Origin of the sequence: Siminovitchia fordii DSM 16014 = CIP 108821 (assembly GCF_000374565.1) — a bacterium.
GTDB lineage: Bacteria > Bacillota > Bacilli > Bacillales > Bacillaceae_C > Siminovitchia > Siminovitchia fordii.
Genome location: NZ_KB894698.1, coordinates 26,950 through 46,727, shown reverse-complemented (window position 1 = coordinate 46,727; position 19,778 = coordinate 26,950). Strand labels below are relative to the sequence as shown.

Here is a 19,778-nt window from a genome sequence, read left to right as displayed (position 1 = left end):
TCTTATTTTTCTATCCCTTTCACATATTCACAGAAACCTATTAAGATGAAGTCATTTTCCATACTCCATTGTATAACTTGGCAGAGCATCAAATTTTTTCTCTCTCCTTCCCCCTTAAAACCTACTAATATAATATAAACATTTGCTGAATCAGGTTGAAATCTGAATCGATTATGATTCAGTAGTTTGAAAAATTGTGCTGTTAAAGGGTTTTACTGATTCGATTTCCTTTCAAACTCAATTTTATCCGATTCACTTCCGCATGGACTTATGCAAAAATGATTTAAATATATAATTCATACTAATAAAATATCTACTTTTCCTTATGAATACAGAGGATTTTTATCTCCTCCCTCATTATGTCTTAAATTAAAATTGTGGCACATATTTTGCATAATAGATTTAAACAGAAAAGGATCTAAGTACGTGAGGGGTGCAAAAATGAAAGCGGATATCATCATACAAAGCAATGCGGTTTTTACCGGAATAAAGGATCATCCTGAAAAGTTGTCCATCGCAGTTAAAGATAACAAGATTATTGATGTCGATACTCATGCTGCTGTTAAAAAATACATTGACGAAGAAACACGCATAGTTGATGCTGAAGACAAATTGGTCATGCCTGGATTCTTCGATTCTCATATTCACCTCATGATGGGAAGCCTGTTTAATCATTATGCCGTACCACTAAGCGATACCGTTTCGGCTGAAGATGCCGCCGAAAAAGTGAAGGCGTATGCAGATGAGCATCCTGATGCAGCATGGATTATCGGGAGTGGCTGGGACTACACAGCATGGGGAGACAACGATTTCCCTGACAGGTATTTACTTGATCAGTATATTCCCGACCGGCCCGTATTCCTCATTCATGCGGAAGCCCATTACGGTTGGGTGAACTCAAAGGCAATTGAAATTGCAGGCATTACAAAGGATACAGCCAATCCGGATTATGGCAACATTTATAAGGACGAAAACGGCGAGCCAACAGGCATCCTCATTGAATCAGCCATGGCCCTTGTTGGAAAATATGCGTATGACTTTCCAGCGGAACAAAAGAGACAAATGCTTCAGCTTTTCCTGGATCATGCGGCAAGCCTTGGTGTGACTTCTGTGAACGACCTTTATATGAGCCGTGCCCACGAACAATTGCAGGGTTACACAGTTTTCAAAGAGTTTGATGAAAAAAACCAATTGACTGTCCGAATCCATTTATACCCACCGTTGGACGGTGACTTGGAAAAAGCAGCTGAACTCAGGAAGACATTCAATTCTCCGAACTTGAAAATGGCCGGTTTAAAGCAATTCATTGACGGTGTTGTAACCGGCTACACGGCGTATATGCTCGATCCATATAAAGATAAACCGGAAACACGTGGGGAAATTGGTTTTTCCGAAGAGCAGCTTCAAGAATGGGTAACAGCTGCCGATAAGGAAGGTTATCAAATCAAGTTCCATACAATCGGAGACGGGGCGGTAAGGCTTGGACTGGATTTATATGAACATGCCCAAAAAGAAAACGGAAAACGTGATTCCCGCCATACACTTGAGCATATTGAAGTCATTTCACCCGAGGATATACCAAGGTTCAGGGAACTTGGTGTCATGCCTTCCGTCCAACCTTATCACATGGCGTTGATGCCTAGAGAAAGCCACACGGAAAGAGTGGACGAAGATAAATTCCCTTATCTTTATCCGAACGCTACTTTCTTTAATGAAGGGAATATCATGCCGTACAGCAGTGACTATCCAGTCATTCCTTTGAATCCAATGCTTGGAATCTATCATGCAGTCACACGGAAAGATTATACATTGGTAGATACGTGGAATGAACAGGAAAAAGTCACACTTGCACAGGCACTGAAAGCCTACACTTACGGTTCAGCCTATAGCGTCTTCCGCGAAAACGAAATCGGAACGCTGGAAAAAGGCAAGCTTGCAGACATTGTCATTCTTGATAGAAACTTGTTTGACATACCAGAAAAAGAAATTTTAGACACAAATGTAGAACTGACAATTGTTGATGGCCAAATCGTTTATGAAAAAGCGACTAAAACAGTTTAATCATAAACAGCAATTGAAGAAGCCTCCGTCGAGGTAAGGTTTCTGCGCTATTTCAACATAGAAATCGTTTACAGCATAGACATATAATTTTTTCAGCTAATGAGGAGGATTTACATGCAACAAGAAAAAATGAAGCGCTCACTCACCCTTCTGCCGGTTGTTCTTTTCGGGTTTTCTTTTATGGCCCTTGCAACCGTGTTCAGTACCTATGGTGTTGCTGCTGAAATATCACACGGAATGGTTTCAGGCTCTTATTTATTGGCACTGGTCGTTATGCTCTTCACTGCATACAGTTATGGACAAATGGCTAAAGTCGTGCCGTCTGCAGGTTCCGCTTATGCTTATACCCAAAAATCAATCAACCCGAGCGTCGGTTTTATGGTAGGCTGGGCCATACTCATGGATTATCTCTTTATTCCAATGGTCAACTACCTGCTGTTTGGAATCTTTTTCTCGGCAGCTTTTCCGGCCATCCCAAGTTATGTTTGGATTTTAGGTATGCTTTTGTTGGTCACATTTGTTAACGTAAAAGGAATAAGACTAGCGACAATGGCAAACGCCTTTATTAGTGTATCCTCTATATTGTTCATACTCATTTTTATTGGGTTATCTGCCAAAGATATATTGGGGGGCACAGGTACAGGTACTATTTTTAATTTCGAACCTTTTTATAACCCTGATCAGTCTTTATCTTATATTGTAGCTGGAGCGGCTTTACTGTGCTTCTCTTTTCTTGGATTTGATTCAGCCACTGCTTTTGCGGAGGAAACGATCAACCCTAAGAAAACGATTCCAAAGGCCGTCATTATCATCACCCTTGTTGGTGGAGTCATATTCATGTCCGTTTCGTATTTTGCCCATAATGTTTGGCCGGATTACACTACTTTTACTGATCCAGATTCCGCTGCCCATGAAATTATCACTTTTGTTGGCGGAAAAACATTGGCATCCATTTTCCTGGCAGTCTACTTCTGCACTTGTTTCGGATCCGCGATGTCATCCCAGGCCAGTGCATCCCGTGTATTGTTTGCAATGGGCCGTGACGGACAGCTTCCGAAATTCTTCGGTAAGCTTCATCGCAAATACCAAACGCCGATAAACAATATCCTTTTAATCAGTGCGGTGTCTCTTCTTTCACTCGTTTTGAGCCTGACACTTGTTGCTTCATTTATTAACTTCGGGGCATTTATTGCGTTTATAAGCGTCAACGTGGGAGTCATTGTTTACTATTTCGTTCGCAAGAAAGAGCGTTCGGTTAAAGGAACCATCCTATATTTGATTCTGCCTGGGCTTGGCGCAGCACTTGATTTTTGGCTGCTTCTTAATTTGGACATCCATTCAAAGGTTTTGGGAAGCATCTGGTTTGCGCTTGGGATTGTTTATCTTTTCTTTTTAACGAAAGGATTTAAGCAGAGTCCCCCGCAACTGAGTTTGGATGAAGGGGCTGCACCATCCGAAGAAACAGCTTAGGAAGAGGTTGAAATTTTACGAAAGCGGAAGTTTTCAGCCTCTTTCGGGATTATTCTGCCTCTGATATTAGCAAAACATCGTTTTTTAAGAAATTTTTAGTGAATTTACAGGATTTCTACAAAAAAAGAGTTTGCTCCCCTTTCTTTTATAAAAGCAAAGGGATATAATATATAATTGTGCAGAGCAATTTTTTCATAGTATCAACATTGAAAAGGAGCGATTCTAATGAGCAATGAAGCATTAAGACAAGAATTGGTTGAATTGGACAAGAAGTATTTCATCCACCCAACATCTTCATTACAAGACCAGCAGGCAAACGGACCAGCTATTATTTTTGATAGAGCTGAGGGCGTTCATTGCTATGACATTAATGGTAAAAAGTACCTTGAAGGTATGTCTTCCTTATGGAACGTAAATATTGGATATGGAAGAAAAGAACTTGCTGAAGTTGCAAAAGAACAACTTGAAAAATGCGCTTACTCTAACAGTTTTTCTGGTTTCAGTAATGAACCTGCTATTCGTCTCGCTGCTAAAATTGCTGAAATGACACCTGGCGACCTGAATGGTGTATTCTTCACTTCCGGTGGTTCTGAGTCAAACGATTCAGCATACAAGCTTGTACGCCACTACTGGAAAGTAAAAGGCAAACCAGAAAAAACTAAAATTGTTGCTCGTAAAAGAGCTTATCACGGAGTAGCTTCCGGATCTACAAGTGCTACAGGAATCGAATCATTCCATGATTTCACAACTTCTTTGGCACCAGGATTCCTTCACGTTGACCCTGATTCTCCAGAAGCTTTCAGACAACTAATTAAAGAAGAAGGCGCAGATACAATTGCAGCATTCTTGACTGAACCAATTCAAGGTGCAGGTGGAGTTAACTTCCCTAAAGAAGGCTACCTCAAAGAAATCCGCCAAATCTGTGATGAAAACGACATCTTATTCATCGCTGACGAAGTAATCAACGGATTTGGACGTACTGGAAAAATGTTCGCTTCCGAACACTTTGACATCGTTCCTGACGTACTGCTTCTTGCAAAAGGTATTTCCAGCGGATACGTTCAATTAGGTGCAGTCGTATTGCGTGAGAAACTCCATAAAGAGTTGATCGAACTTTCTAGCGGCGTATTAATGCACGGATTTACTTACAGCGGCCATCCAACTGCATGTGCAGTAGGCTTGAAGAACATCGAAATCATGGAAAACGAAAACATGGTTGAGAATTCTAAAGTGATGGGTGACCTGCTTGCAGAAAAATTAACTGAGCTTCAAAAAGAAACTGACATCGTTGGTGAAGTTCGCCACCTCGGTTTACTTGGTGCAATTGAAATCGTTAAAGACCAAGAATCTGGCGAACGTTTTGCTGAAAAACTCTCAGGTAAAGTTGTAGCGGCAGCAAGAGAACGTGGCCTAATCCTACGTAACGTTGTTTATTGGGAAAAAGATACTATCGTTTATGCGCCTCCGCTTTGCATGACTGAAGAAGATGTAAATGAATTTGCAAGCATCTTCAAAGAAGCTGTGTTAGAAGTTCAAAAATCACTTTAATATCATTTGTAAAGAGCGATCCGGCGGATCGCTCTTTTATTAATTGCCTGCCTATATTTTACAACCTTCTCATATGTTTATTTACCTGCAAAGAAAATACATCATTCCGAGTATAGTGTCCAGTAACATCGAGTGTCATTGATTCTTCATGTATTTTGTTTAAATCAATTTCCGCCATTACAATAGTTTCTTCATCATAAACCGGTTCCACAACATATTGACCATCCGGACCGATAATTGCACTGCCTCCCCTTTGAAGCAGCTTGTCTGGATGATCACTCAGCTCTTTAGGGATACTGAATTGTCTCGGCAAATCATCAACCGAGCTGATCAGCCCAGTAGCGAGAACAAAGCACCTTCCCTCAAAAGCATAATGCCTGCTAGCCATTTGATGCATCTCATTTACAGTCGGCCAAACAGCAATGTGAATTTGTTCGGCAGAGTTATGAAGCGTTTGCCTTGCTAATGGCATCCAATGTTCCCAGCAAATCAAACCACCCACTTTTCCTGCTTTTGTGTCCACTGCCTGAAGTCCATCTCCATCTCCCTGCCCCCATATGATTCTCTCCGTAAAGGTAGGCACCAGTTTCCTATGATGGTTTAATATCCTTCCTCCCGATCCGATCGTTATGAGGCTGTTATAAATCGTTCCATGCCCGGGAGCATCTTGGACCTTTTCATTTAATCCCATGACCACAGTAACATTATGCGTTTTAGCAGCCTCTGATAATACATCAATTTCTTTGCCTTGTATCGTGGGACTGTTCTGTAAAAGCAATGAATACACTTCTTTTGTTGGCTTATGATTCCAGAGGCAAGCCGCTGGTACGTAGTCAAGAAATGTGGGATAGCCCGTCAACCAAGTTTCACCAAAGGCAATCAAATCAGCACCTTGTTTAGCAGCATCTTCAATATTTGTAACAGCTTTTTCCAGCGAAGCTTTTATATCCAAATAGACTGGTTTCACTTGAACGATCGCAACATTAACTTTATTTTCTATTGATCTCACTCCTATAAAATATAGTCTACAAATTTACTATACAGGCAATAATCCGATAAATTAATAGAAATACAGTAAAATTCCTTTAAATTCAGTATAATCGAATAAGTAGACTCTTTACTTCATCCCAAGGAGGAGATTGTATTGACAAAGTTTAAAACTGCTGATCTATGTGATGAACACTACGGACGCCTACAGATTTCCAAAACCATTTTCTATTCTTATGGTAAAAGACCGCGCTTTTCCGGAAAGATTGAGACGGTCAAAGTTTTTGAAGATAATGTTCTCTTTTTGGAGGCGCTGAAATCGGTATCTCCAGGGTCTATTGTTGTGGTCGATGGCGAAGGGTCTAGGAACTGCGCGTTGATGGGGGATCGACTAGCTGGGATTGCTGCTTCCAGGGGCTTGGCAGGAGTCATCATTAATGGATGCGTACGTGATTCAGCCGATCTTGCCCATATTGATATCGGGATTTTTGCCATAGGGACAAGCCCGCTAAGAAGCAATAAGGCTGGCAAAGGCGAACGGAATGGCACTCTAAACTTCGGAGGCGTGACCTGGAAGCCCGGTGATTACGTATATGCGGATGAGGACGGGGTGATTGTCTCAAGGGATTCCCTTGTTTAATTTCAAGGGTTCGGTCCTCAAGAGTTGATTGTTTTTATAAATAACGGCTTTCAAAGATAAAAAACAAAGCAGTCCAAAACATCTATGTTTAGGACCGCCTTGGCAATTAGAACATTCCAATCAGTGTGCGGTATAACCGCCATCCACAAGAAGTGTTGTGCCATTAACAAAGCTGGCATCATCACTTGCCAAGAATAGGACTGCTTTTGCTACTTCTTCCGGTTTTCCAAGTCTTCCTTGTGGATGAAGAGAAACTAAATATTCTTTCGTTTGAGAATCTACATCTTTGAGCAAAGGCGTATCAATATAACCGGGGCAAATTGCATTAATACGAATACCATCTTTTGCGTAAGCTGTGCATAAATTTTGAGTTAACAGCTTTACGCCTCCTTTTGCTGAAGAATAGGCAGTTGGATTCGGTAATGAAACGAAGCTGTGAATCGAACCAGCATTAACAATAACACCGCCTGTATTTTGTTTGAGAAACTGTTCAATCGAATATTTATTGGAAAGAAATACTCCCGAAAGGTTAATATCTATAGTTCTTTTCCATTTTTCGTAGCTCAATTCATGTGCTGGCGCATCAGCCGCAATACCTGCATTTGCATACATAATATCTAGCCTGCCGTATTTATTAACGGTTTCATTGATCATATTGATCGTATCTTCTTCTTTGGTTACATCTGTTTTTACAAAGAACTTGTCATGTCCGCTATTATTTAATTCTTCAGACAGATCGTTTCCCCGCTCCGAATAATCAGCAACGACCACTTTTGCGCCTTCTTCAGCAAAAAGACGGACAGTCGCTTCACCAATTCCACTTGCCCCACCTGTGACAATCGCTACTTTATCTTTTAATTTCATATTCATTCCACCGCCTCTTTAAAGGTTGTTAGGATCCAAGCCTCTTTTTAGATGATGCCCTATAGGATTCACTTATAAACGTAAACCTAAAAGAGAGCTGCCCGCAGGACAGCTCTCTTTTTTTTAATCGGTAAAAAAGTACATAAAATATAATATTGAACTCCAATTTTATTAAGAAGGAATTGGTACAAAGGCGATTTCAGTAATATCCTCAATCTCGGTCATTGGCAGAGCGGCAAGTGACCGAGATTGAAGTTGACTCGCCAATTAATCATTAAGGTAGGTCCTTATGGACGGCTAAAGAACTGCCACCATGGGGATCGTATTGTGTTTACAGTGTCTGATCAACGCGATTACGCTTTTCTTACTTCCAATAAGCCATAGAGCGATTTCTCATCGCTTCCCTGTTTTGCGCTGTTGTTTTAGGCAAGTATTCCCCTGTTTGTTGGTCTATTATGATTCCATAACGACGGATCAGGTCAAGAATGTCCACTTCCCCATTATGGAATTTTTCCATGACGGATTCAGGGTCTTCCTTAAGCCATTTTTCACGGTTCAAACGAATCCATTCACGTGTATTGGCTGTTCCATCTTCGTCAATTTCAAACAGATCGATTTCACGGTCGATCTCTTTGATGACGACACCATAATCCTTTTCGGCACGTTCGATAGATACGTATTCATCGATGACATCTTCAAGGACAGCTTTCGGATCCCTTTCAAGCGGGTCTCCCAGTCCTCCCCCACCAGCAGATGGACGTGTAAAATAGTCGTCTTTTCCGACTTTTACATTGGAGAAGATTGTTCCAAGGAACTCCGTTTCCATTCCTTTTCTTTGCAGTTTAACACCATGCGGTGTTGATGGAAGTCCGCCAAAAATTCCCCATGTAACCGAACGGGATCTGTCACAACAGTAGGACATAACAGCATCGTGTGCTTCCGTAAGGATTCCGCCTTTTTCTACACCACAGCCTCCCCGGAACTTACCAGGACCGCCGGAATCAGTGACAATTTCATGTTTGGTTGTAATTACCGGTGAAAGCCGCTCCTGTCCTTCACAAGGTTGGATACTCAACCCTACTCCAAATACCGGTGAAGTTGCGTTGGCTCCGTCTTTTGAACTGCGGCCTCCATGTCCTCCGGCCATCCAGTCATACCACATAAAGTAATTATTATAGCCTTTACGCTTGTCGTCTCCGCCAATGAGTAGGTACTCCAAGTTAAAGGAGCAGGCCAAAGCCCGTTCCGGCATGATGCTTGACCAGAGCTCGAAGCAGGCATTCATAATTTTTTCATAGGCTCCTGAACAGAATCCTGTAACCGCCACCGGCCAGCTTGCATTCACAACTGTATTTTCCGGAAGGTCCACATGTACAACGCGGTAAAAGCCAGAGTTTAATGGAATATCCGGGAAGAATGTTTTAGTTCCCGCATAAGCAGCGGATAAGGATGAACCGAATGCCGAATTCAGAAAGCAGGCAATATGCCCATGGGAACCGGCCAAATCATAATGAATTTCATCATCTTTGATGGTCATTTTCACTTTGATTGGAATCAGTCCATCTCCCACTTCAGGATCCATATCAATGTAATCGGTTGTTTCCCATACACCATCAGGGAGTTCCTTCACTCTTGCTCGCGTCAAACGTTCAACATAGTTTTGAACTTCCTCAAATGCGGTCAACACTGTATCAAGTCCATATTTTTCAATAAACGCAATCAATTGCCTTTCACCTGTTTTTGTCGCTTCTGCCTGTGAACGGAGGTCTCCCAGCCGTTCTTCAGGAACACGCATGTTGGAGACAAGCAAGTTTGCTACGTCTTCCAGATACTCCCCTTTGCTCCAAATGCGGAGCGGAGGAATCCGTACACCTTCCCCATAATGAGTTTTGGCGTTTACATCGAACGAACCTGGAGTGGACCCTCCCATATCAGCCCAGTGCCCGTTCACCTGCATGAAGGAAATCAACTTCCCGTCATAAAATACAGGTCGGATAATCCGTGTATCGTTAAAGTGGGTTCCTCCACGATACGGGTCATTAACTATAAAGACGTCCCCAGGATGGATATCATCTCCAAAGTCATCAATGACCGCTTTCGCCGTCAAATGAAGTGTCCCAACATGAACGGAAATATCCTGGGTACCCTGCATGATGGTATTTCCTTTGGCATCACATAACGCTGAGCTGAAGTCACGATTATAAATAACGAATGAATAACATGTACGCAATACCTGCTCCGACATCTGGTCAACAAGGTTCACAAATCCATTTTTCAACACTTCAAATGTAACCGGATCGAGTTTCGTATCGACATTAAACATCATATCTCCCCTTTTTCTGGCTCATTATAGAAATATTCTTTTGATACTCTTATCCCCGGCTCATGATGATATTTCGATATTCATCAATTTTGACAGAGTAATCAGGCGGAACAACGATGGTTGAATCAAGCTGTTCAATGACGGCCGGTCCATTGAATTCGGACAATACAGGAATTTTTGTGCGGTCAAAGATTTTAGACTCGACCATTCCACCGGCTTCTTCAAAATAAACATTCCTTGTTTCTTTGATTGCCTCTTCAAGTGTCCCTTTTGGCCCTTCTTTGGCAAAGACCGGCTTATTAACTGCACCGATCGCTTCTACACGCAGGCCGTAAATTTCAATTCCTTTATCCCTGTCAGCGAAGGCGAATTCACGCTCATGCTCCAAGTGGAATCTTTCAACCGCTTCGTCAAGCGATATGATGGGACGGTCGATTGTTACAGACAACGTTCTCCATTGTCCGATATAACGCATATCAATGTAGCGGATAAGATGCATTTGCTCTTCTTCAATACCTTCTTCTGCCAAAAGATCTGTGGCCTCTTTTTCCATCTCAATGAATTCTTTATCCAACTCTTCTTTTGTCACTTCTGTCGCGTTAGCAAAATAAGTCTTTGAAATATCGTGACGTACGTCAACAAGCAGACAGCCCATAGCGGCAGCTACTCCAGGGTGTGCAGGAACGATAACAGTAGGAATTTCCATTTCTCTTGCAAGATCCGCTCCATGCAGGGCTCCTGCTCCTCCGAATGCAACTAGCGCAAAGTCGCGCGGATCATAACCACGGCGTACGGAAATCAAGTTGAGGGCATCACACATATTGGCATTAGCCACTTGAATCATCGCATTGGCCGCTCCATGAATATCATAACCCAAAGGCTTTCCGACTTTTTCTTCAATCGCTTTTTTCGATAATTCCTTATCCAATTCCATTTGGCCATCAATCAGCTTCGTGCTCAAACGGCCCAGAATAAGATTAGCATCCGTGTTTGTCGGCTCATTTCCGCCTTGCCCATAGCAGGCCGGTCCCGGATCTGCCCCTGCACTATGAGGACCGTTCCTTAGTGATCCGCCATCATCAATCCAGGAAATGCTTCCACCTCCGGCACCGATTGTTAAAATTTCAATACTTGGGAAACCGATTGGATACCCATATTCGATATACCAATCTTTCGTAATTCGGAGTTCATTGTCATACATTAATGAGATGTCCGTACTTGTCCCTCCCATATCCAGACCAATAGCATTTTTGTAACCACAAAGGTTGGCAATATGCTTGCTTGCTATTGCTCCTGCAGCAATCCCGGAACTCGCGAGTCTCGCTGCATATTTGGGAACGGTTTGTGAAGTCATGACCCCTCCGCCGGAATGAAGAACGATAATATCTCCGTTATATCCCAGATCCTTCATATTTCCTTCAAGTGTATGAATGTATTTGCTTACAGTCGGTCCAAGTACAGCGTTTACAATTGTTGTGCTCATCCGCTCGTGCTCGAAGATTTCTGGAAGCGTGTCTGAAGAGGTGCAGATGTAGGCATCAGGAAGCTCTTCCTGCAAAATTTCTTTTGTTTTTCTTTCATTTTCTGCATTTACATATGCGTTCATGAAACAGATGGCGACTGCTTCGACTTCTCTCCTTTTTAAAATTCTTGCCAGTTCACGGATGTCCTCTTCATTGACTTCTTCCAGCATTTGTCCATCAAAACCAACACGCTCCTCAAGTTCAAAGCGGTCTCTCCGCTTGATATATGGCTCAGCAACATCATTATAAGCATCCCATAGGTCAAGCTTTGTCCCGCGACGGATTTCTGGTACATCGCGGAACCCTTTTGTCGTCACAAGGGCTGCTTTTGGAAGTTTGCGTTCGATCAATGCGTTCGTACCGACTGTTGTTCCGTGCGAGAACATTTTTATTTTATCGCCTGTCAATTCAGCTTTTAGTATTCCGTTCAGAATCCCTTTTTCTGGGTTGGACGGCGTAGAAGATGTTTTCGTTACAAACATCTCTCCTGTCTTTTCATCATAAACAAACACATCGGTAAAAGTTCCACCAACGTCAACTGCAACATGGTAGCCTGTAGATTTACTCATATTTTCGCCTCCGTTTAATCGGTTTTCGTCATATTCATCCGTTTCCAGTCAATCTATAGTCCGTTATGAGGGCATCACCACCTTTAAGCTATTGAGTTCAAATACTCCCTGCAACCCTTTCTATTAACCTTTCTTTCTCGCGTCTAATCGATATCGCCTGGTCCACTGTAATCGTCTGAAACCTCACTTTCGACATCGGCCTCATTTGGGACAACTTGCTGATATCCGACCATATGATTGTTCCAATCGTTACAAAACCTCCTCCGCCTGTACCATCGTTCAGTAAAACAATCACCTCTTCCTCATTCGGCACAATGACTGCGCCGATGGGGTAAGGGATATCGACTATATTTCCTGGTGTTCCCCCAGAACCAAAAGGCGGGTCGATTTCTGAATAACTGATGTGCCCCCCTTTCATCCTGCATGCTGTTCGATTTGATTGGGGCTGGATTGTCCAGTGACTGTTTAAAAAGGAAACGAGGCCTTCATCTCGAATCAAATCACAAGTAATGCCAAGAACGACATGTACTGTTTCAGTTTTTCCAAATTCAGGCATAGCTTCACGGATCAATTCTCTGCCTATGTATTGAACCGCCCCGGGGAGTGGCTCGGAAAGCGGAATTTTGTCACCTGCCAACAAAAGTCTTCCAGTAATGCCTGGAAAAACACTGGCAAGACAGGTCGACTTGCTCCCCAGCACTTCTGGAACATCAAACCCTCCAGAAACGCACAGATAGCTGAACAATCCTTTCTCAATAAGTCCGATTTCCAGTAAATCCCCTTTTTGAATCTCAAACACGGTCCACATCGGCAGCTCACGCCCGTTCAAAAATACTTCCACCGGGGCTCCTGTAACAACAGCAGTTGTTTTTTTGTGAAATTCAACCGCTGCTCCTTTAACCATCATTTCAAGTGCTGCAACATGGCGGGGATTACCAAGAAGCAGGTTTCCGAACATAAAAGAAAATTTATCTGCCGCCCCAGCCGGCGGAACTCCCTGGTGATAGTGACCAATTCTTCCCATATCCTGAATTGTTGTGCGAATGCCCGGTTCTTTCAGCTCAATCATCGGTTGAACTCCTCTTTCAATTGATCTGTATATGCCGTTCCCATCTCATTATATTTTGCAGCCGAAAAGGAGACGGGCTTTATCTTATATTCATACGTTCCATTAATAACCTCTTCACGGATGTTCCGGTATTCCGCTTTTGATACCGGCCTGTATTTCCATAAGTCTCCCGGTCTGGCCAAAACAAAGCTTTCATTAAATGGGGCAAGTCTTTGATAGACATCGTATACAGGAACCGCTGACCTTCCGATCAACTGGTAGCTTCCGGGAGATTCCGATGGATATACTACAGTAAACACGCCCCCGAGCCCGACCGCCCTTTCCGGTGTAAAAGGCCTGGGGCTTTTATATTTTGGAACTTCAATCATATCGGATTTTGAACCGGATAAAGGAAAACACCACGCTGTTCCCGGTTTAAAACCGATTGCTGTTACCAAATAAAGCGGGTCTGAATGGCGCTTGATTACTTCTTCTACGCTTTTGAATCCACCAAGTTTCATGACAAAGTCAAAGTTGGATTCCTCACTCTCCCCATGATGATGGCAATACTGAAGCGAAATCTTTCTTGTTTCTTCATCGTCATATAAAACAGGAATTTCGATAATTTTGCTATCCACAATCAGGCTTTCTTCTTCATTTTTCATTCTGTCTACATCCCGCAAATAATCTAATAAATGGTGCGGTGATATGATATTTGGATCATATCGTACTAGATAGGAAGTATTGTTCGGATAAATTTCAATAATGCCGGGAATGTTGCGTTTACTTAATTCTTTTGTAATGGACAATGCCTTTAATGTACTTTCAATCTTCATTTCCCGGGAAATTTCGCCAAAAATATACTCATCTCCACAAAAATCGAACTTTGTCTCAGAAAAAAAGATCATGAGCCATACCTCCTGAGACCTGATCGCCATTAAATCTTTTCATCCGTCTGCTGACCGTCGAAATACTGACTTCAAGGGCTTTTGCTGCATCCGTTGCTGTACCATATTTCTCTACCGCTAACTCGATTAGCTGTTTCTCCGTCTCCTCGACCGCCTTTTTCAGTGGGATGATTCCTTTGATCGTTAGAAAGCCTTGCTCATTGGAATCCGTTTCCCACAACACGCGGTAAACATCTTTTTCCGAAATTTCTTCCCCTTTGGAAATGACAATCAATCTTTCAATGACGTTTCGAAGTTCTCTAATATTTCCAGGCCACTGGTAGCTTTCCAGAAGATTTAAAGCATTAGTAGAAATTTTCTTTTCGTACTCATTTTGCTCATTCAGCTCTTGCAAAAAATAAACAGCAAGTGGGGCAATATCTTTTTTTCTGCTTCTCAAAGCTGGAATTTGGATCGGGACGACGTGCAGACGATAATACAAATCTTCACGAAATTGCTTCTCTTGAACCAATTGACGCAAGCTTTTATTTGTTGCTGCAATGACCCTGACATTGATTTTCACCGGAACAGTGGAGCCCACACGTATGACCTCTCTTTCCTGCAACACACGAAGCAGCTTCACCTGCATGGCATAGGGGAGCTCGGAAACTTCATCCAAAAAAACCGTTCCTTCATGCCCCTGCTCAAAAAGTCCGACTCTTTTGGATTCTGCCCCAGTAAAGGCTCCCTTTTCATGGCCGAATAATTCACTTTCCATCAGATGTTCAGGTATAGCCCCGCAGTTAATGGCTACAAACGAACCGGAAGACCTACGACTCAACTGGTGAATCCTCCGGGCAATGACTTCTTTACCAACTCCGGATTCGCCTGTGATTAAAACAGTGGAATCAAGTGGGGCAACCGCCTTCACTTCTTCCATCAGAACAGACATCTCGGAAGAACGGTAAATGACAGGCTCACTATGAAATTCGGCTTCGTCCTCAGACATGTGGAACGCTTTCTCCTCCGCTGAAACGTCTTTGGACAAGACAATGATTCTTTTAATCTTTCCATCTTCCATCACGGGAGTGGCCGTCGACAGGACTGTCCCGTTCTTTCCCTTCTGTGTCAGCATGACCCTGCTGTTCTTTTCGATGCAGACTGAAATGATATTTGGAGTGAAAATCCCCCTTCTTTCCAATTCTGCTGCACTTTCTCCAATCAATTCGTTGTGTTCGATATCTCCCCAAAAACTATTAAAATAAGCTCCCGCTACTTTTGTAATAATCCCGTTGGAATTGGCAACCAAAATCTGCTCATTCGACAATGAATAAATCGCCTGAAGATCTTCATTCATTTCACGGACAAAATCAATTTCATGCACTGCTTCTTCCAATTGATCTTTCAAATAGAAATTATGGATGATGCCAATTATTTTACCGCTTTCATAAATGGGGGAAAATTGACCGGAAATAACTTTGAAGTTGAATGTATTTTCAACCCCAAACCACTTTTGCCCCTTTAATACCTCATCGAAAGATGCGTCCATCCTGATTAACTTCCGGTAATCACGACCTTGGATGATTGATCTTTTCATTCCGAGGATTTGTTCCGCTTTTTCATTCATGAAAATAACCTGAAAAGATGCATCCATTGTGACAATCCCCATTTCGGCATTGTTTAGAGCATCATTGAAGTTCTTTAATTGCACTTCACTTAAAAATTGGTTCAGACGATCCATGAACATATAGCCGGTTGGCCGATTCGCATGATCGGCACCTATGACTAGGTGACAATTGTGAATATTTTTGGCGAAAGCCTCTTCTCGGACAAACAAAAAATCTTTTTCCGGCTTAATTCTTCTGGCAGGTCCTCCTTCTTCCAGCAGTTGATCTAATAAAGATAGAGGCGTTATATACCCAACAATCTCTTCATCTTCTAAAACAAAACCGACTTCTGCTTCTTTTGCTTTCAGTTGTGCAAAAACATGTTTCACCGTCATATCAGAATTAACGAAAAGCCTGATAGGCTGCAGTACACCCTTCCAATCCCAGTGCATGAAAATTCCCCCGATTCTTCGCATTCTTTGTAAAGTGAAGGCATGCTTTATATCTTTCAATATTGCAAGATGCATGCCAAACTACCCAAACCATCTTTTTCCCCATAAAGACAACGTTTTCAAAAATAACAATAACGATTGATATACTTCATATTTTGCAGTACTGCAAATTACTTTTCAATAATGCAAAAACAAAAACCAATGTCAATGATTCCCTTACCCAGATATATCTTTAAATTGATTGTCTTGTGAAAATCTATTTTAACGTTAGAAAATCGATTTAGAACAAAGGCCTATCTCTTCAAAGTCATATTTCACTCCCATAAAAAAAATCCCCATCCACATAAAAGTGAATGGAGAAAATGTACTTTTACACTGTCACTTGCTTGTTCATTTGACTGCTGTCATCTTTACGCTGTTTTTGTATAATCCAAATGCCCAACAGAATGGCTGCGCCGACAAAGTCGCTGATCGTTTCTGGGAAGATCATCATGAGTCCGCCAGCAAAAAGGGCAAGTCTCTCCCACATAAATGAATTCCGTGCGTAGAATCCGACGACTGCACTGCTAATGCCAGCCATGCCAATCAGCGAAGTAACGATCGCAAATACAAGTGCCAGAGGCGTTACATCCACAAGTACCAAAATTGGATTGTAAATAAAAATGTACGGTACGATAAAAGCCGCTATGGCAAGCTTTACTGCAATGACCCCTGTTTTGAATGGGTTCGCCCTGGCAATGCCCGCTCCGGCATAAGCAGCCAAGCAGACCGGCGGAGTGATGTCCGCCACAATTCCAAAATAGAATACAAACATATGGACCGCAATCGGTGCCAAGCCGAACTCATTGATGAGAGCCGGTGCCGCAACCGTTGCCGTAACAACATAATTGGCCGTTGTCGGAAGTCCCATTCCGAGTATGATACAGGCAACCATTGTAAAGAACAGTGCCAAAATTAAATGCCCACTTGATAGAGCGATAATTCCCGAAGCAAATTTGGCTCCAAGTCCCGTCATGCTCACAACCCCTGCAATGATTCCTGCAGTTGCTACAGCTGCAATAACCGGCAGCGCTACCCTTGCACCCTGTTCAAGCACTTCAAAGATTTTCCGAATGGAAAGCCTCGTGTCTTTCCTGACCAAGCTTACGATAAAAACAGCTCCAATCCCCAGAAGCGCCGCTCTTTGCGGTGTAAATCCCGAGAGAATCGTACCGATCATTATAACAACCGGTAAAAGCATAAACCCGTTTTTTAGCATTAAATCTTTGAATACTGGAAGCTGCGATTTTGGCAAGCCAAATATCTTTAATCTTTTCGCTTCGAAATGAGTTCCAATAAAAATACCTGTAAAGTACAGAACAGCCGGAATCATAGCTGAAAGCATGATCGTGGAATAGGGAACACCAAGGTATTCCATCATGATAAAGGCGGCTGCTCCCATAATTGGAGGCATAATCTGCCCGCCCGTTGATGCCGAAGCCTCCGTTGCACCTGCAAACTCAGGGGTAAATCCTGATTTTTTCATCATGGGGATGGTAAATGATCCAGAAGCAACCGTATTTCCGACAGAACTTCCGGAAACCATACCTTGGAGAGCACTGGCAACAACAGCCGTCTTTGCAGTCCCTCCCGTAAAGCGTCCAGTCAGCGAAAATGCCAAATCATTGAAAAACTGTCCGATTTTCGTGTGGACAAGCATGACACCAAAAAACAGGAATAGAAAGATAAATTTGGCCGAAATTTGGACAGGTGTTCCAAAAACACCACTCTCCTGATACCAAAGATTTGGGGCAATCCTGTCCACCGAGAATCCGGGATGCGACAAAATGGTTGTCGGAATATGCTTACCAAAAATAGCATATAAAATTGTGATGCTCGCCACAACAACAATAGGTACCCCTACTGTTCTGCGGGTCGCTTCCAAAACGAGGAGTATCCCGATAATAGAAATGATAATATCAATTGTGCTATATCCAGTGATCCTGCTTTTTAAAATAGAGTCAAAGAAGAAGATTTTATGGTAAGTGACATACATGGCACCGAACGCCAACACAACATCATACCAAGGAACTTTCTTTTGTAGCTTGTGCATTCCTTTTTTAGCAGGAAAAAGTAAATAAATGATCCCAAGAGCTGTGCCCAAATGGATCGCCCCCTGCTTCTGAGAAGGCAGTGTTCCAAAATAACCAGTATATAGATGGAACACCGTCAAAGAAACTCCTAGAAGCGTAACAACCCATGCCCATTTTCCAATTGAAGTCCTGAATTGATTTTCCCTATCATACTTCTCAAGTATTTCCTGGGCATCCAGATGTTCTTTCTCTTTCATAAAGACACCTCACTCTATGTTTATTTCGAAAAGCGCTAACAACTTTCATCAGCCTTTCCAAAGTGAAAAAAGGGATGACGGTATGTACAATCATCCCTTTTCCATCGCTTTTTATTGTGATAAGGTATGTCAGGTTCTACCATTGGTTTAATGATACGAGCCCGATTGCTGTCGTAGTTTTATAAACTCCCTCGTCACATTCGTCTTGTGCTTGATCCTATGACTGGCGCTTTACTTTATTTCAGATCCTCCAAGCTCTTGATTCCTGTTTTTTCACGTGTGACAATCTGAACGACCTCAGGATAAATATGACCAATGAAAGCAGCATTCTCTACTTTTGCCCCTTCAAAGTCCCCTTCGCCTTCAATAGCAGACAGTGCCGGCACGTGGACAGTCATGCCTAAATCCATGTTTCCATCACGGATACTCGCAAGGTTTTCAATGGAAGCACCTGTTTCTGTGTTCGTTACATTAACGCCATCGATATGTTTATTCCAAATATTAGCCATTTCTCCCCCGAGTGGATAATAAGTTCCACCCTGGCTTCCCGTACCAAGGATCAACTCACTCTTTCTATTTTTCTTATCAGCCTTAAGTTCAGCTACAGGATTATCAACCTTCAATCCTTGTTCTTCATAATATTTCTTAGCACCTGGATGGATAGGAAGCCCTTCCGCCCCATTCAGTGCATTTTCAAGTGTCATCTGTTTTGCCTGATCATGTGTGTTTTCACTCGCATTTTCTACCATGATTTTGGCAAGCTCATACCCAAGTTCTTCATCAATCGTATCCGTGTTCCCCATTAAAACGGCATAAGCAGTTACTGTTTCGACATCAGCATCAAGAAAATCATACGTGTCTTTCGGAATAGTGTGTCGCTTGTATCCGCTTTTCTCCTCAATATGCTTGATTGCCTCATCAGAAAGCCCAAGCATTTTAACATCACCGGCTGAAGCTTGTAAGCTTTCAATGCTACCGGCCGGTAAACCAAGGATTCCTATTGATACTTCAATATTCCCATCCTGGACTCCGTCAGCCGCATCTCCAAAGGCTTCCTGAAAGGCCTCATAATCTCCTTCTTCAATACCATAAGCTTCCATGATTAGTTTTGAGACAGAATTCGTTTCACTCGCAGGCGGTCCGATAGCTACTTTCTTCTTGCCGCCTCCGCTTCCTCCGCCTCCATCACCGCTTGAACCGCTGCTGCACGCTGCTAGTAATGCGGCGATCATGAATAATACTGCAATGAACGAAATTCTTTTTTTAATAAACATCCATTTTCCCCTTTCATACAAATTTATATATTTTTACAAACATTGACACCGCTTTCATATGGTCATAAAAAACTAGTACTGATGTCTATTAGTATATCAAAATTATATTCACACTTCAATAAAATATTCAGACATCTCATTTTAAAAAAGATTACGTCTCCAGTATTTTATTAACAGGAGGCAGTCAAAGATTCAG

Annotated in this window: 13 protein-coding genes; 4 read left to right on the top strand and 9 right to left on the bottom strand. The window is 42.4% G+C overall.

Going from position 1 to position 19,778, the window contains the following annotated elements; all coding sequences use genetic code 11:
- The first annotated feature begins 441 nt into the window (after nucleotides 1–441).
- From C509_RS0116470 to C509_RS0116460, 3 genes are all read left to right on the top strand, one after another.
- Nucleotides 442–2,061, top strand: coding sequence for an amidohydrolase (locus C509_RS0116470; protein ID WP_018708035.1), 1,620 nt, complete (start codon nucleotides 442–444; stop codon nucleotides 2,059–2,061).
- A gap of 114 nt (nucleotides 2,062–2,175) precedes the next feature.
- Nucleotides 2,176–3,531: an APC family permease gene (locus C509_RS0116465; RefSeq protein WP_018708034.1), complete on the top strand. Its 1,356-nt coding sequence runs from the start codon at nucleotides 2,176–2,178 to the stop codon at nucleotides 3,529–3,531.
- Between the two features lie 225 nt (nucleotides 3,532–3,756).
- Nucleotides 3,757–5,079, top strand: a complete 1,323-nt coding sequence (locus C509_RS0116460) for an aminotransferase family protein (RefSeq protein WP_018708033.1) — start codon at nucleotides 3,757–3,759, stop codon at nucleotides 5,077–5,079.
- Between the two features lie 58 nt (nucleotides 5,080–5,137).
- On the opposite strand, the gene C509_RS0116455 is transcribed toward C509_RS0116460, so the two are convergent.
- Complete coding sequence (locus C509_RS0116455; protein WP_211214284.1) at nucleotides 5,138–6,088, bottom strand: carbon-nitrogen hydrolase family protein; 951 nt, start codon at nucleotides 6,086–6,088, stop codon at nucleotides 5,138–5,140.
- Between the two features lie 135 nt (nucleotides 6,089–6,223).
- Between C509_RS0116455 and rraA the strand changes: the two genes are divergently transcribed.
- Nucleotides 6,224–6,706 carry a ribonuclease E activity regulator RraA gene (gene rraA / locus C509_RS0116450; protein WP_018708031.1) on the top strand — a complete coding sequence of 161 codons (483 nt, stop codon included), beginning with the start codon at nucleotides 6,224–6,226 and terminating at the stop codon, nucleotides 6,704–6,706.
- 120 nt (nucleotides 6,707–6,826) lie between these two features.
- Here rraA and C509_RS0116445 read toward each other — a convergent pair whose 3' ends face one another.
- From C509_RS0116445 to C509_RS0116410, 8 genes are all read right to left on the bottom strand, one after another.
- Nucleotides 6,827–7,570: an SDR family NAD(P)-dependent oxidoreductase gene (locus tag C509_RS0116445; protein ID WP_026319918.1), complete on the bottom strand. Its 744-nt coding sequence runs from the start codon at nucleotides 7,568–7,570 to the stop codon at nucleotides 6,827–6,829.
- 364 nt (nucleotides 7,571–7,934) lie between these two features.
- Nucleotides 7,935–9,893, bottom strand: coding sequence for a hydantoinase B/oxoprolinase family protein (locus tag C509_RS0116440; RefSeq protein WP_018708029.1), 1,959 nt, complete (start codon nucleotides 9,891–9,893; stop codon nucleotides 7,935–7,937).
- 49 nt (nucleotides 9,894–9,942) lie between these two features.
- On the bottom strand, nucleotides 9,943–11,985 hold the full coding sequence (locus C509_RS0116435; protein WP_018708028.1) for a hydantoinase/oxoprolinase family protein: 2,043 nt from the start codon (nucleotides 11,983–11,985) through the stop codon (nucleotides 9,943–9,945).
- A 97-nt stretch (nucleotides 11,986–12,082) separates the two neighbouring features.
- Nucleotides 12,083–13,054, bottom strand: coding sequence for a 5-oxoprolinase subunit C family protein (locus C509_RS0116430; RefSeq protein ID WP_018708027.1), 972 nt, complete (start codon nucleotides 13,052–13,054; stop codon nucleotides 12,083–12,085).
- Nucleotides 13,051–13,941, bottom strand: a complete 891-nt coding sequence (locus C509_RS0116425; protein WP_018708026.1) for a 5-oxoprolinase subunit B family protein — start codon at nucleotides 13,939–13,941, stop codon at nucleotides 13,051–13,053. The genes C509_RS0116430 and C509_RS0116425 overlap by 4 nt, the downstream gene beginning before the upstream one ends.
- Nucleotides 13,925–16,054, bottom strand: coding sequence for a sigma 54-interacting transcriptional regulator (locus tag C509_RS24120; protein WP_018708025.1), 2,130 nt, complete (start codon nucleotides 16,052–16,054; stop codon nucleotides 13,925–13,927). The genes C509_RS0116425 and C509_RS24120 overlap by 17 nt, the downstream gene beginning before the upstream one ends.
- Nucleotides 16,055–16,349: 295 nt before the next feature.
- Nucleotides 16,350–18,308, bottom strand: coding sequence for a TRAP transporter permease (locus tag C509_RS0116415; protein WP_018708024.1), 1,959 nt, complete (start codon nucleotides 18,306–18,308; stop codon nucleotides 16,350–16,352).
- Between the two features lie 236 nt (nucleotides 18,309–18,544).
- A complete protein-coding gene (locus tag C509_RS0116410; RefSeq protein ID WP_018708023.1) occupies nucleotides 18,545–19,582 on the bottom strand; it encodes a TAXI family TRAP transporter solute-binding subunit in 1,038 nt (345 codons plus the stop codon).
- Between the last annotated feature and the right edge of the window lie 196 nt (nucleotides 19,583–19,778).

Coding starts and splice junctions, on each gene's coding strand:
- C509_RS0116425 (WP_018708026.1), bottom strand. CDS start 13,941: ATGATCTTTTTTTCTGAGACAAAGTTCGATTTTTGTGGAGATGAGTAT.
- C509_RS0116430 (WP_018708027.1), bottom strand. CDS start 13,054: ATGATTGAGCTGAAAGAACCGGGCATTCGCACAACAATTCAGGATATG.
- C509_RS24120 (WP_018708025.1), bottom strand. CDS start 16,054: ATGCATCTTGCAATATTGAAAGATATAAAGCATGCCTTCACTTTACAA.
- C509_RS0116470 (WP_018708035.1), top strand. CDS start 442: ATGAAAGCGGATATCATCATACAAAGCAATGCGGTTTTTACCGGAATA.
- C509_RS0116440 (WP_018708029.1), bottom strand. CDS start 9,893: ATGTTTAATGTCGATACGAAACTCGATCCGGTTACATTTGAAGTGTTG.
- C509_RS0116445 (WP_026319918.1), bottom strand. CDS start 7,570: ATGAAATTAAAAGATAAAGTAGCGATTGTCACAGGTGGGGCAAGTGGA.
- C509_RS0116415 (WP_018708024.1), bottom strand. CDS start 18,308: ATGAAAGAGAAAGAACATCTGGATGCCCAGGAAATACTTGAGAAGTAT.
- C509_RS0116410 (WP_018708023.1), bottom strand. CDS start 19,582: ATGTTTATTAAAAAAAGAATTTCGTTCATTGCAGTATTATTCATGATC.
- C509_RS0116435 (WP_018708028.1), bottom strand. CDS start 11,985: ATGAGTAAATCTACAGGCTACCATGTTGCAGTTGACGTTGGTGGAACT.
- C509_RS0116465 (WP_018708034.1), top strand. CDS start 2,176: ATGCAACAAGAAAAAATGAAGCGCTCACTCACCCTTCTGCCGGTTGTT.
- C509_RS0116460 (WP_018708033.1), top strand. CDS start 3,757: ATGAGCAATGAAGCATTAAGACAAGAATTGGTTGAATTGGACAAGAAG.